Origin of the sequence: Reyranella soli (assembly GCF_007992495.1) — a bacterium.
GTDB lineage: Bacteria > Pseudomonadota > Alphaproteobacteria > Reyranellales > Reyranellaceae > Reyranella > Reyranella soli.
This window is the reverse complement of the sequence record NZ_BKAJ01000097.1, coordinates 1-11992: the sequence shown is the minus strand read 5'-3', so window position 1 is coordinate 11992 and position 11992 is coordinate 1. Positions and strand designations below refer to the sequence as shown.

Genomic DNA, 11992 nt, shown 5'->3' with positions numbered 1-11992 from the left:
GCCGCCGCGACACGAACGGTCAACGCAACGGCGATGACCGATCTGTGAGAACCCGAATGCTACGCGCGGCCGGCGGTCGCACTCTCGATGGTGATGGCCTTGCCGGCGGCGGTATCGAATTTCAGCCGCTGCACGTAGTCGAGATCGCGGCCGGTGACGCGCACGAAGCGGCTGCCCTCGGGATAATCGATGGCGTGGATGGCGCCGACGTCATAGACGCCGGCATGGCCGGGTTCCAGCCGATAGCTCTTGACCTTTTCGAGCTTGGCCGCGCCCTCGCCCTCGCCACCGTCGAGCCGCTTGTACTCACTCATGTCGGTGTACTTGATCGCCTGGCCGTAGACCGCCCAAGAGCTGCCATGATCGTGCGGCGGGCTTTTATGCGGCTTGGGATTGCAATGCGCCAGCACAACGAAGCCGAGATCCTTGTCCTCGTAGAGCTTGCGCGTGCCGATCGGTGCGGCCGGTCCCACCGCCTCGTCGACGAAGGACTTGTTGGTCAAAAGCTTCTCCAGGAGCACGCGCACCTTCTCGCGGCCGGCCGGACCTTCGTTGTCCTCGAGGGCCGATTTTGCGTCCTTGATGAAAGCGTCGAGCGTGTAGGTCATTTGGCACTCCATCCGAGCAGGCCGAAAGCATCGGCCTGCCGGCGGTCGACTGTCAACGGCCGCCCAGGATGCGCCGCGCGATCACCATGCGATGGACCTCCGACGGACCCTCATAGACCCGCATGGTGCGCACCTTCTGCGCCAGCCACGACAGCGGCAGCTCCTGGGTGACGCCCATGGCGCCGAACGCCTGCTGGGCGTGGTCGATGATCTCGGTCGCCATCTCGGTGGCGAAGACCTTGATCATCGAGGCCTCCATACGCACATCGCGGCCTTCGTCCTGCTTGACTGCGGCGTCCATCACCATGAGCCGGCAGGCATGCAGCTTGGTTGCCGCGTCAGCCACCCACCACTGGATGGCCTGGCGATCGGCGAGCTTCTCGCCGAAGGTCACGCGCTGGTTGGCGTGGTCGACCAGCATGTCGAGCGCACGTTGCGCCATGCCGATGCACCACGCGCCCATCTGCAGGCGGCGAACGGTGAGACGAAGCTGCATGGGCGCAAAGCCCTGGCCGATGCGGCCGAGCACCTGCGTGTCGGGCACGCGGCAATCCTCGAACACCACCTCGTAGGTGCGCTGGCCGGCCAGCATCGGGATGGCGCGCGCCACGACCAGGCCGGGCGTGCCCTTGTCGACCAGGAAGGCGGTGATGCCGCCGCGCGAACCCTTCTCCGGATCGGTCACCGCCATGGCGATGGTGAAGTCGGCCTTGGCGATGCGGCTGATCCAGATCTTGCGGCCGTTGATCACCCAGTCGTTGCCGTCCTTGACCGCGCGCGTCTTCATGCCGGCCGGATCGCCGCCCGCGCCGGGCTCGGAGATCGCAATGGCCGACGTCGTCTCGCCGGCGGCGTAGGGTTCCAGGTACTTCTTGCGCTGCTCGGGGCTAGCCGTCGCCAGCAGCATATGCAGGTTGGGCGAGTCCGGCGGGAAGGTGAAGGGGACGGCGGTGTATCCCAGCTCCTCGTTGACGCCGACCAACGCGGTCCACGGCAGGTTGGCGCCGCCCACCTCCTCCGGCACGTCGAGCGCCCACAGGCCGAGATCCTTGCATTGCTTGAAGAGCTTCTTGTTCTCCTCGTCCGACAGCGCGGCCGGCTGACCGGAAGCAAAGCGGTCGAGGATGTTCTTCTCCAGAGGCATCAGCTCGTTGCGCACGAACTTCTTCACCAGATCGCGCAGCATCCGATGTTCTTCACTGACCTGGTACATGCCGCTCTCCTATGCCTTTCCGATACCCTTGTTCACGAATTCCAGCGTATGGCTGCGCCTGACGTCGAGTCCCGGCGGCAGCACGCCGACCGCCACCATGGCGTCGTAGAAGCTTTGCCAGCGCTCGCTGGTCATGGCGCCGATGCCGTCCTTGAGCGCATCGCCCGACATCACGATACCGCGCTCGTTCAACACTTTGAGGGCATAGGCGAGGCGGTCGTCGGTCTGCTCCGGGTTGGCCTGCTTGATCATCGCATTGGCTGCTTCGATGGCAGGCCCGCCCTTCATGTACTGCGCCCAGCCCTCGAGCGTGGCGTCGACGAAGCGCTGCACGAGATCCTTCTTCTCCTCCACCAGCTTGCGCGAGATCGCGATCGTGTTCTGGTAGGGGGTGTAGCCCGCATCGGCGATCAGCAGCACCGACGGCGGCAGGCCGAGCGCCTGGGTGATCGGATAAGGTTCGGACGAGAGGAAACCTTGCTGGATCAGGTTCTTGTCGGCGAGGAACGGCGCCAGGCTGTAGTTGTAGGGCCTGAGCTGGCTGTCGGAGAGCCCGTATTTCTGGCGCAGATAAGGCCAGTAGGTCACGCGCCCGCCGGCGCCAATCATGATCTGCCGGCCTTTGAGCTTCTCGAAAGAATCGAAACCCGTGTCCGGATGACCGATCAGGACCTGGGGATCCTTCTGGAAGATCGAGGCAATGGTGAAGAAGGGCGCGTTCTCGCGGACGAAGGTAAAGGCCTCGAAACTGCCCGACATGGTCATGTCGACCCGGCCGGCCATGAGGAGCTGGCTGATGTTGAGGCTGGGTCCGCCCGGGCGCACATCGCACTCGATGCCGGCCTTGCGATAAAGACCCGCGGCGATCGCCTGGTAGTAGCCGCCATGCTCGGCCTGGGCGCGCCAGTCGGTCTGGATGCTGAGCTTGTCGAGCGTCTGGGCGTGCGGGCGGCGGCCGATCGGCAGCAGCAACGGGCCGGTCGCGGCCAGGCCCATCGTGAGACGAAGGGCGGTGCGGCGGTGCAGACGACAGGAAGCGCTGGTCATCAAATCTCTCCGCGGCGATCTAGCAGCAAGGCGACGTGCTCGCGCAAGCTGATGCTCGACCACGCCATGGCGGCGATCGACGGCACCCAGTTGTCCCAGGACGGCCGCGCCTCGGCCGGCAGGCGCCAGTCGGTGGGAAAGGCGCCGACATTGAGGTTGCCCTGGCGCGCGATCTTCAGCGCACGCGGCATGTGAAAGGCCGACGTCACCAGCGCCACGCGCGCCTCCCCAACCATCTGCCGCACATTGCGGATGTTCTCGAGCGTGTTCATCGAATTGCCTTCGGAGACGATCGCCTCCGAGGGCACGCCCAGGTCGACCAGGAATCGGCGCATGGCCTCGGCCTCGGTCTTCGCCGGCTCGCTGTTCCCGGCGAGCAGCGAGCCGCCGCTCACGATGACGCGGCGCGCGATACCGCGGTGATAGAGCCGGGCGGCATACCAGACGCGATCAGCGGCGTCGGCGAGGTCCGGATCCATGAGGAAAGGCGGCGCCGCCGGCGTCACGCCGCCGCCCAGCACCACGATCGCGTCGTAGCAGCAGGCGGGCGCCTCGGCCGCCGCCGCCCGCGCCTTGGCCTGCAGGGGCTCGAGCAGCGCGTCGGACACTGGAGGGAATGCCATCACCAGGGTCTCACCGACGGCCAGCGCGGCGACCAGCACGCCCAGTCGGCGCAGACCCACCAGCGCCAGTATGCCACCCAACAACAATCCGACAGCCATCGATGCCGGCGGCATGGCGAACTGGGTCAGATATTTCAGGAGCGTGAAAGTATCCATACAGGGCGAGACGCCCGGCTATACAAGGCTCGCTCGCGCCCCGCAAAGAGTTCCCGCACCGTCGTTCGCTTCACAAAAAGAAGGGCGGGCCCGGCTCGCGCCGGGACCCGCCCGATCTTTCCCCGTCGAGGATATCGATGAGGCCTAGATCGCTTCCTTGAGATCCTTGGCGACGCGGAAGGCAACCTTCTTCGACGCCTTGATCTTGATCGCCTCGCCGGTCGCCGGGTTGCGGCCCATGCGCGCCGGACGGTTGCGCACCTGAAGGATGCCGAGGCCCGTGATGCGGACCTTGTTGCCCTTCTTGAGATGCTTCACGACCAGGCCGACGAAATCGTCGAGGGCGCCGGTGGCGTCCTTCTTGGTCATGCCCGTCTTTTCGGCCAATTCGGCCGCCACCTTCGACAGCGGGACGGTTGGAGCAGACGGTTTGGTTGCGGTAGCCATGATGAGGGGTCCCTTAGGTTTTTCGTTCGCCAACGTCTTCCTGACGCCCCAGGACAGCGTTGACGTGCCCAAGGTTATCCACGAATCGATCCCCCGCAAGTCCCCAATGCACGAAAAATGTCGATTTATGGGGCTTTTTCGGCCATTTGAAGCAGTCATCCACAGAAAGCAGAGAGCGCGTAGCGTGTCGAGCCCTGGCCTGATCCCGACTTTCAGCACCGCCGTGAACACTTGGCAGTGCGATGAAAACGACCATTTGAACGTCCAGTTCTATACCGAGTTCGGCCACGAGGCGTCGGCTCACTTGCTGGCCGCGCTCGGTCTCGGACCACGCGCCCGGCGCGCCTCCGCGCTGGACGTCCGCGTCGCCTCCGACCACCTCCGCTACCTGCGCGAGTTCCGCGAGGTCGATCCCGTGCAGGTTCTGTCGGCTCCGATCGAGGTCGGCGAGCGCCACCTGCTCGCCTATCACGAGATCCGCAATCCATCCGACGGCACCGTCGCGGCAACGGTGCGCCGGCGCATCGACTGCGACCGACCGTGGCCCGACGCGTTCCGCGCGCGAGCCGGGAAGGCGATCGTGGCGCTCCCTGACAACGCCAGGCCTCGCAGTGTCGGCAAGCTCGACTTGCCAGACCTGACGCTCGACGATGCCGCAGGACGCGGCCTGATCGACATCGGCCGCAGCGTCATCGCGCCTGCCGAGTGCGACGAGAACGGCGAGCTCCTGCCGCATCATCAGTTCGGTCGCTACTCCGACGGTGCACCGCTGCTGTGGAACCATCTTGGCTTCGATCGCGCCGCCATGCAGAACCGACAGGAAGGTTCGGTCGTCGTCGAGATGCTGAACCACTATCGTCGTCCGCTGCGTGCCGGCGATCTGGTGGTGGTGATGAGCGGGCTTGCCGCGTTCTCCGACAAGGTGCTTACCTTCACGCACTTCCTGTTCGAGGCCGAGACCGGCACGCTTGCTGCTTGTGCCGAGGCTGTCGGCATGAAGCTCGATCAGAAGATCCGCAAGACCATGACGTTCACCACGGAAGACCAGCAGCGCCTCGGCGAGCGCCAGCTTCGCCTCGCGGCTTGAAGGAGGTTTCATGGACGACAAGATCCGGCTTGCCGCCGGTATCGCCAAGCAGCTCCAGGGGCTCAGCTACGACGACAAACGCCTCGCCGAGATCGCAGCCGAAGTCGAAGTACTGAACGAAGCGGTCCGTAAGGCCGCCAACCAGCGCCTCACCTTCGACGACGATCCCGCTGCCTTTGCCAGCGTGCTCGCGAAGGAAGCAAAATGATCAACGACGATCTTGCCCTGCGCGATCTCAGTGAGATCGCCGACGCCATCGCCGCCGGCCGCATCACCTCGCTGCAGGCAACAGAAGCCTGCCTGGCGCGCATCGCAGTGTGGCAGCCGCGCACCAACGCCTTCCTGCGTCTCAACAAGGAGAAGGCGCTTGAGCAGGCGCGCGTCCTGGACAAGGAACTTGCCGCCGGCAAGCGGCGCGGGCCCCTGCACGGCGTGCCGATGGCGCACAAGGACATGTACTACCGCGCCGGCGAGATCTCGACCGGCGGCAGCGCCATCCGCCGCAACTGGGTGGCGCCCGTCACCTCGACGGTGCTGCAGAAGCTCGATGCTGCAGGCGTGGTCGAGCTGGGCTTCCTCAACATGGCCGAGTTTGCCGCCGGCCCGACCGGGCACAACGTGCATCACGGCCATTGCCGAAATCCCTGGGACGACAAGCGCGTCACCGGCGGCAGCTCCAGCGGGTCGGGCGCGTCGGTCGCCGCGCGCATGGTCTATGGTGCGCTGGGCTCGGACACCGGCGGCTCGATCCGCCTGCCCGCTTCGGCCTGCGGCGTCGTCGGCATGAAGGCGACCTACGGCCGCGTCAGCCGCGCCGGCGCGGTGCCCCGCTCCTGGACGCTCGACCATGTCGGGCCGCTCACCCGGACCGTGCGCGACAACGCCCGCATGCTGGCCGTTGTCGCCGGCCACGATCTCGACGATTCAACGACCAGCGAAAAGCCGGTGCCGGACTACGAGGCTTTGCTCGAGGGCGGTGTGCGCGGCCTCAGGATCGGCTTCGCCTTACCCGAGGCGCTGGTGCCGATCGATGCGCAGATCGGCGCTGCCATGCAGGCCGCAGCGGATGCGCTGGGCAAGCTCGGCGCCACCATTGTTCCGGCAACGATGCCCGACTTCACCGATCTCTACCGGTCCGCAGAAGTGATTGTGAAGTGCGAGGCGGCGTCCATGCACCGGCCATGGATGGAGGCCGACGCGCCTTACGCCAACCAGGTGCGCACGCGCACGGACGCGGGCTACTTCATCCCGGCGACGCAGTACATCGATGCACTGCGGCTACGCGCCCACTTCGTGCGCGAGTTCCTGGCGCAGGCGATGGATGGCGTCGATGCCGTCCTGCTGCCGGCCATCCCCTTCCCCGTGCCGACCCTCGAGGAAACCGATGTCGAAGCCTCGGGTGGGCCGGCGACGCTCAAGATGGTGGCGCGCTTCACCGGGCTGACGCGGCCGTTCAACACGCTGGGACTGCCGGCGCTGTCGGTGCCGTGCGGCTTCGACAGCAACGGCGCGCCGATCGGCCTGCAGCTGATCGGCCGGCCGTTCGACGAGGCCCTGCTCTATCGGATCGGTCACGCCTACCAGGGCGCGACCGATCATCACCGGAAGGTGCCGACCTAGCGCCGCACGTCGAGGTTCACCGTGACGTTCTTGCGCTGGGTGAAGCTGTCGAGCATGCCCTCGAGTGAGAACTCGCGGCCGATGCCGCTCTGTTTGTAGCCGCCGTAGGACATGCCCGGCACCTGGCCCAAACCCTGGTTGACCTGCACCCAGCCCGATTCGATGGCATGCGCGGTCCTGAGGCCCGTGCCGATGTCGTGCGTCCAGACATAGGCCGCGAGGCCATAGTGGCTGTCGTTGGCCATGCGGATCGCCTCGGCCTCGTCGCTCCAGCGGATCGCCACCAGCACCGGTCCGAAGATCTCCTCGCGCGCCAGCCGCCAGTCGTTCGAGCGATCGGCGAACACCGTGGGGATGGCGAAGTAACCCTCGCTCAACGGACCGCTCTTGGGCGGCAGGCCGCCGAACACCAGCTTGGCGTCGGAGCGCTTCAGGCCCTCGTCGACATACTTGCAGACCTTGGTGAACTGCTTGTTGTTGATGATCGTGCCGATGTCGGTCTTCTCGTCGAGCGGATCGCCGATCTTGAGCGATGTCGTCTTCTTCTCGAGCTTGCCGAGGAAGGAATCGAAGATGTCCTCGTGCAGGAAGAGCCGCGAGCCCGCCGTGCAGCTCTGGCTTTGCCGCGTGAAGCGCATGGCGGCGATGATGCCGTCGACCGCCCAGTCCTCGTCGGCGTCAGGATAGACGATCGACGGGCTCTTGCCGCCGAGCTCAAGCGACACCGGCACGATGCGCTCGGCCGCGGCGCGCATAACGATCTTGCCGACCTCGGTCGAGCCCGTGAAGGAGAGCTTGCGAATGCCGGGATGGTTGAGCAACGGCCCGCCCACTTCCTCGCCGTAGCCGGTCAACAGGTTCAGCACGCCGGGCGGCAGGAACTGCTGGCAGATCTCGGCCAGCAGCAGCACGCCGATCGGCGCGTCCTCGGCCGCCTTCATCACCATGGTGTTGCCGGCGCACAGTGCCGGCGCGATCTTGAGCGCGGCCAGCATGACCGGTGCGTTCCACGGGATGATGGCGCCGACCACGCCCAGCGGCTCGCGGCGGGTGTAGGACAGCACATGCTCGCCGAGCGGGATGGTCTCGCCCTTGAGCTCGCCGCCCAGCCCACCGAAGTAGCGGAAGATGTCGGCCGTGAGGTTGGCCTCGCCGCGCGCCTGAGTGCGCAGCGCATTGCCGGTCTCGAGCGCGATGGTGCGCGCCATCTCCTCGGTGCGCGCTTGCAGCGCCTCGGCGATCTTCAGCAGCACCTTGCCGCGCTCGCGCGGCGGCACCTTGCGCCACTCGGCATAGGCTTTGGTCGCAGCCGCCACGGCGCGATCGACGTCGGCGGCGTTGCCGCGCGGCACTTGGGCGACTGCGGTCTTCTTGGCGGGATTCTCGACGGTGAGGCGCGCGCCCGAGGCGCTGTCGACCCATTGGCCGCCGATCAGCATGCCCTTGGGAGAAACGGAGTGAGCCTGCGGGTTGCTTTGTGTGGCGGTCATCGACATGCGGGTCCTCCGGGTACCAAAAACGGCCCGGAGTTTGGCCCGCATGTCGTGACGCTACAAGACGACGCTGCCCCCTCTACGCCGCTTGGGCCAGCGGTGTGGCCAACGCCTCTTCCGCACTGAGCGTGCGGGCAACGGCGTGGACCGTCGCGGCGATGCGCACCGCGGCCTGGATCTGCTCGGCGGAAAGGCCGTGCTCGCGGCAGACCTTCTCGTGTGCTTCCAGACACATGCCGCAGCCGTTGATGGCCGAGACCACCAGCGACCACAGCTCGAAGTCGACCTTGTCGACGCCGGGCTTGGCCATGGCAGTCATGCGCAGCTTGGCCGGCAAGGTCTTGTAGTCCGCCGCGTGCACCAAGTGCACGAAGCGGTAGTAGATGTTGTTCATCGCCATCAGCGACGCCGCGATCTTGGTCGCGTTCAGCGCTTCCGGCGTGAGCTCGCCCGCGAAAGCATCGACCACGGCTTGCGTGGTTGGTGCGTGGTTCGCCGCCAGCGCGGCAGCGATGAAGCTGCCGGCTTTCTGCTGCGGGCTGAGAAGCTGCTCGGACGCCAGGCTCGAGAGGTTGAGCTTGAGGTCGCGGGCATACTCCGGCAGCCGGTCCTTCAGGACGTCGATCGACATGGTTGGCTCCTTACGCGGCCTTCAGGACCTCGTCGCCCTTCTGCCAGTTGCAGGGGCAGAGCTCGTCGGTCTGCAGCGCGTCGAGCACGCGCAGCACTTCCTGCGGGTTGCGGCCGACCGAAAGGTCGTTCACCGACACGAAGCGGATGATGCCCTCGGGATCGACGATGAAGGTGGCCCGCAGGCAGACGCCCTCGCTCTTGTCGAGGATGCCGAGCTCCTGCGACAGCTCGCGCTTGATGTCGGCCAGCATGGCGAACGGCAGCGCCTTCAGGTCGGCATGGTTCTGGCGCCAGGCCAGGTGCACGAACTCCGAATCGGTCGAGACGCCGTAGACCACCGCGTCGCGCTCGGCGAAGTCCTTGTTGATCTTGCCGAAGGCGGCGATCTCGGTCGGACAGACGAAGGTGAAGTCCTTCGGCCAGAAGAACACGACCTTCCACTTGCCGGCGTCGCTCTTGTCGGACACCTGCTTGAAGGCCGTCTTTGCGTCGGTGCTCACCACCGCCTTGAGGTCGAAGGAAGGAAACTTGTCGCCAATGGTCAGCATGAAACGCTCCGGTAAACAGATTAGAACGTTTCTAAATATGCTGCACTCGCACTGAATTGCAAGTCATTCGCAGAACTATTTCAAGGAAAAAATTTACGCCTTCTTTTTCAATGACTTACGCTTTCGCTTCGCCGTCAGTTCACCGTACTTCATGCCCTCCAGCTTGATGCCATCCGGGTCGAGGAAGAACACCGCATAGTAGTCCTCGTAGTACTCGTCGGCCGGGTCGACGATCTTCACACCCTCCTCCTCGAGCCAGGCCTGCAGGGCATCGACGTCCTTCCGGTTGCGCAGCTCGAAGGCATAGTGGTGCAGGCCGACATCGCCGATGCGGTAGCTCTTGCGGCCCTCGGCCGGCGCGATCCAGTAGCGCGTCTTGCCGTTGGTCCAGCCGATCGTGCTGGGATACTCGTCGGAGATCTCGAAGCCCAGGAAGTCGAACAGCCGGCCGTAGAAGGCCTTCGACTTCTCGTAGTCTTTGACGCGGATGGAAATGTGGTCGATGCCGACCACCTTGCAGGCAGGCTTGGCCATGATGCCTCTCCAATTCCTGTAGTCACAACGGCACGGATGTCGGATTGTTTCCCGACCATCCGGGGGGAAGACGATGAGCGCACTATCCAAGACGTTCGGCGCACTGACACTGGCAAGCACCGTATGGTTCGTCGGCGAAGCCGTCGGCCAGACGCCACCGACCCTCGACCAGATTCGCTCCAGCAAGACGCTGCGCATCGCCTACGATGCCGATGCGCCGCCCTTCTCCTACATCGCGCCCGGCAGCCCGGCCACCGCCGCGCCGCAGGGCTACTCGGTCGATCTCTGTCGCGCCGTCGCCGACCAGTTCAAGGAGCAGCTCAAGATTCCCGACCTGAAGGTGGCCTACGTTTCGGTCAATTCGGTGAACCGGTTCGACAGCATCGTCGACAACAAGGCCGACCTGCTCTGCGAATCCTCGACCGCGACCCTGTCGCGCCGCGCCAAGGTCGATTTCTCCATCCCGATCTTCATCGACGGCGCGAGCTTCGCCATCGGCCCTAACGGCCCGCGTGACGTGAAGCAGCTTGCCGGCAAGAAGGTCGCCGTGCTGCCCGGCACCACGACCGAGCAGGAGCTGCGCCGCGCACTGACCGGCACGCAGATCAATGCCGAGCTGGTCCTGGTGAAGACCAACCAGGAGGGCATCGACCTTCTCGCCAAGGGACAGGTCGAAGCCTATTTCGCCGACCGGGCGACGCTCACCTTCCTGCTGCGCAAGGAGAAGGAAGCGGCGAGCCTGCTGATGGCCGACACCTATCTCAGCATCGAGCCGATCGCGCTCGCCGTGCGCCGTGGCGACAGCGATTTCCGCCTCGCGGTCGACACGGCTCTGAGCCACATCTATCGGCGCGGCGAGATTGTCCAGGTTTTCAAAGGGGCTTTCGGGCCGCTTACGACGCCGAGCCCCCTCCTGAACGCCTTGTTCCAGATCTCGGGCTTGCCGGATTAGCCGAAGCGGGCCATCTGCAGCGTATGCGTCTTTCCGTTCTCGATCAGTCGATCGCCGTCGCCGACCGCCCTCAGGACCAGTCGATCCGCAACACCGTCGCGCTTGCCAAGCATTGCGAAGCCCTCGGCTACGAGCGCTTCTGGGTTTCCGAGCACCATAACCATCCGACGATCGTGGGTACCGCGCCCGAGATCGTGATCGCAGCCATCGCCGCCACGACCGATCGCATCCGCATCGGCAGCGCCGGCATCATGCTGCCGCACTATGCGCCCTTCAAAGTCGCCGAGGTGTTCCGGGTGCTCGATGCGCTGGCGCCTGGCCGCATCGACCTGGGGCTTGGCCGCGCACCGGGCTCCGACGGCCGCACCGCCTTTGCCCTCAATCCCGCCGCCAACGAACGGCCGGAGCATTTTCCAGCAGACGTCCGCGATCTCATTGCCTGGGTCCATAACGAGCCCCTGGTCGATCGCCATCCCTTCGCGGCGGTAAAAGCCTTCCCGCAGGGCGACACGGCACCCGAGATCTGGATCCTCGGCAGCTCCGACTATGGCGCCCAGGTCGCCGCCTTGTTCGGCTTGCCCTATTGCTATGCCTGGTTCTTCAGCGACGGCGCCGGCGGCGAGCGCGCCATAAAACTCTACAAGGAGAAGTACCGGCCAAGCGCGCGCCATCCCGAGCCGCGCTCCGGCCTCTGCGTCTGGGCGCTGGCGGCCGAGACCATGGAAGAGGCGCAGTACCACTTCACGTCACGCGCGCTCTCACGCATGAACCGCGACCGCGGCATCCTCGTGCCGCTGGATGCACCCGATGTCGCCGCCAAGGCGCTGGAGGCCTATGATCAGGATCGCGTCGCGCGCTTCCGTCGCGATTCCTTCGTCGGCACCGGACCAGAGGTCGCGGCCCGCATCGAAGAGCTGAAGAACCAGGTCGGTGTCGATGAGATGGCCGTCGTCACCTGGACCCACGACGAAGAGGTGCGGCGGGCGAGCTACACGCATCTCGCCCGCGCCATGGGTTTTGCTCCGAAGAGC

14 protein-coding genes are annotated in these 11992 nt (G+C 65.5%); 5 read left to right on the top strand and 9 right to left on the bottom strand.

Annotated elements, in window-relative coordinates; all coding sequences use genetic code 11:
* Positions 1-59: 59 nt before the first annotated feature.
* From RSO01_RS27070 to RSO01_RS27050, 5 genes are all read right to left on the bottom strand, one after another.
* Positions 60-608: a cupin domain-containing protein gene (locus tag RSO01_RS27070; protein WP_147153331.1), complete on the bottom strand. Its 549-nt coding sequence runs from the start codon at positions 606-608 to the stop codon at positions 60-62.
* 52 nt (positions 609-660) lie between these two features.
* Complete coding sequence (locus RSO01_RS27065; protein WP_147153329.1) at positions 661-1821, bottom strand: acyl-CoA dehydrogenase family protein; 1161 nt, start codon at positions 1819-1821, stop codon at positions 661-663.
* A 9-nt stretch (positions 1822-1830) separates the two neighbouring features.
* The gene (locus tag RSO01_RS27060) at positions 1831-2868 is read right to left on the bottom strand and encodes an ABC transporter substrate-binding protein (protein ID WP_170303389.1); all 1038 of its coding nucleotides are present in this window, start codon (positions 2866-2868) and stop codon (positions 1831-1833) included.
* Positions 2868-3647 carry a YdcF family protein gene (locus RSO01_RS27055; protein WP_147153327.1) on the bottom strand — a complete coding sequence of 260 codons (780 nt, stop codon included), beginning with the start codon at positions 3645-3647 and terminating at the stop codon, positions 2868-2870. The genes RSO01_RS27060 and RSO01_RS27055 overlap by 1 nt, the downstream gene beginning before the upstream one ends.
* Before the next feature lie 144 nt (positions 3648-3791).
* Positions 3792-4094 (bottom strand): HU family DNA-binding protein, encoded by a 303-nt coding sequence (locus RSO01_RS27050; protein WP_147153325.1) that lies wholly within the window; start codon positions 4092-4094, stop codon positions 3792-3794.
* On the opposite strand from RSO01_RS27050, the gene RSO01_RS27045 reads away from it, so the two are divergent.
* Genes RSO01_RS27045 through RSO01_RS27035 form a run of 3 tightly spaced genes read left to right on the top strand, consistent with a single transcriptional unit; the run spans position 4015 to position 6801 of the window.
* Positions 4015-5181, top strand: a complete 1167-nt coding sequence (locus RSO01_RS27045) for a thioesterase family protein (RefSeq protein ID WP_246158853.1) — start codon at positions 4015-4017, stop codon at positions 5179-5181. The two genes, RSO01_RS27050 and RSO01_RS27045, sit on opposite strands and share 80 nt — an antisense overlap.
* A 10-nt stretch (positions 5182-5191) precedes the next feature.
* Positions 5192-5389, top strand: a complete 198-nt coding sequence (locus tag RSO01_RS27040) for a hypothetical protein (protein ID WP_147153321.1) — start codon at positions 5192-5194, stop codon at positions 5387-5389.
* Positions 5386-6801: an amidase gene (locus RSO01_RS27035; RefSeq protein ID WP_147153319.1), complete on the top strand. Its 1416-nt coding sequence runs from the start codon at positions 5386-5388 to the stop codon at positions 6799-6801. Before RSO01_RS27040 ends, RSO01_RS27035 begins: the two co-directional genes overlap by 4 nt.
* Here the strand turns inward: RSO01_RS27035 and RSO01_RS27030 are convergent.
* The 4 genes from RSO01_RS27030 to RSO01_RS27015 all read right to left on the bottom strand — a co-directional run bounded on the left by RSO01_RS27030 (position 6798) and on the right by RSO01_RS27015 (position 10009).
* Positions 6798-8297, bottom strand: a complete 1500-nt coding sequence (locus RSO01_RS27030; protein ID WP_147153317.1) for an aldehyde dehydrogenase family protein — start codon at positions 8295-8297, stop codon at positions 6798-6800. The genes RSO01_RS27035 and RSO01_RS27030 overlap by 4 nt on opposite strands.
* 76 nt (positions 8298-8373) lie before the next feature.
* On the bottom strand, positions 8374-8925 hold the full coding sequence (ahpD, locus tag RSO01_RS27025) for an alkylhydroperoxidase, AhpD family (protein WP_147153315.1): 552 nt from the start codon (positions 8923-8925) through the stop codon (positions 8374-8376).
* A 10-nt stretch (positions 8926-8935) separates the two neighbouring features.
* The gene (locus tag RSO01_RS27020; RefSeq protein WP_147153314.1) at positions 8936-9475 is read right to left on the bottom strand and encodes a peroxiredoxin; all 540 of its coding nucleotides are present in this window, start codon (positions 9473-9475) and stop codon (positions 8936-8938) included.
* 93 nt (positions 9476-9568) lie between these two features.
* Positions 9569-10009 (bottom strand): VOC family protein, encoded by a 441-nt coding sequence (locus tag RSO01_RS27015; RefSeq protein WP_147153312.1) that lies wholly within the window; start codon positions 10007-10009, stop codon positions 9569-9571.
* Positions 10010-10082: 73 nt separating this feature from the next.
* On the opposite strand from RSO01_RS27015, the gene RSO01_RS27010 reads away from it, so the two are divergent.
* Together RSO01_RS27010 and RSO01_RS27005 are read left to right on the top strand one after the other, a co-directional pair.
* A complete protein-coding gene (locus RSO01_RS27010; RefSeq protein WP_147153310.1) occupies positions 10083-10961 on the top strand; it encodes an amino acid ABC transporter substrate-binding protein in 879 nt (292 codons plus the stop codon).
* A gap of 23 nt (positions 10962-10984) precedes the next feature.
* On the top strand, positions 10985-11992 hold a 1008-nt coding region (locus RSO01_RS27005), incomplete at its 3' end, for an LLM class flavin-dependent oxidoreductase (protein WP_147153308.1).

Bases quoted from the DNA above. Each gene is read 5' to 3' on its own strand.
- RSO01_RS27070 (WP_147153331.1), bottom strand. From the start codon at position 608: ATGACCTACACGCTCGACGCTTTCATCAAGGACGCAAAATCGGCCCTC.
- RSO01_RS27065 (WP_147153329.1), bottom strand. From the start codon at position 1,821: ATGTACCAGGTCAGTGAAGAACATCGGATGCTGCGCGATCTGGTGAAG.
- RSO01_RS27060 (WP_170303389.1), bottom strand. From the start codon at position 2,868: ATGACCAGCGCTTCCTGTCGTCTGCACCGCCGCACCGCCCTTCGTCTC.
- RSO01_RS27055 (WP_147153327.1), bottom strand. From the start codon at position 3,647: ATGGATACTTTCACGCTCCTGAAATATCTGACCCAGTTCGCCATGCCG.
- RSO01_RS27045 (WP_246158853.1), top strand. From the start codon at position 4,015: ATGCCCGTCTTTTCGGCCAATTCGGCCGCCACCTTCGACAGCGGGACG.
- RSO01_RS27050 (WP_147153325.1), bottom strand. From the start codon at position 4,094: ATGGCTACCGCAACCAAACCGTCTGCTCCAACCGTCCCGCTGTCGAAG.
- RSO01_RS27040 (WP_147153321.1), top strand. From the start codon at position 5,192: ATGGACGACAAGATCCGGCTTGCCGCCGGTATCGCCAAGCAGCTCCAG.
- RSO01_RS27035 (WP_147153319.1), top strand. From the start codon at position 5,386: ATGATCAACGACGATCTTGCCCTGCGCGATCTCAGTGAGATCGCCGAC.
- RSO01_RS27030 (WP_147153317.1), bottom strand. From the start codon at position 8,297: ATGTCGATGACCGCCACACAAAGCAACCCGCAGGCTCACTCCGTTTCT.
- ahpD (WP_147153315.1), bottom strand. From the start codon at position 8,925: ATGTCGATCGACGTCCTGAAGGACCGGCTGCCGGAGTATGCCCGCGAC.
- RSO01_RS27020 (WP_147153314.1), bottom strand. From the start codon at position 9,475: ATGCTGACCATTGGCGACAAGTTTCCTTCCTTCGACCTCAAGGCGGTG.
- RSO01_RS27015 (WP_147153312.1), bottom strand. From the start codon at position 10,009: ATGGCCAAGCCTGCCTGCAAGGTGGTCGGCATCGACCACATTTCCATC.
- RSO01_RS27010 (WP_147153310.1), top strand. From the start codon at position 10,083: ATGAGCGCACTATCCAAGACGTTCGGCGCACTGACACTGGCAAGCACC.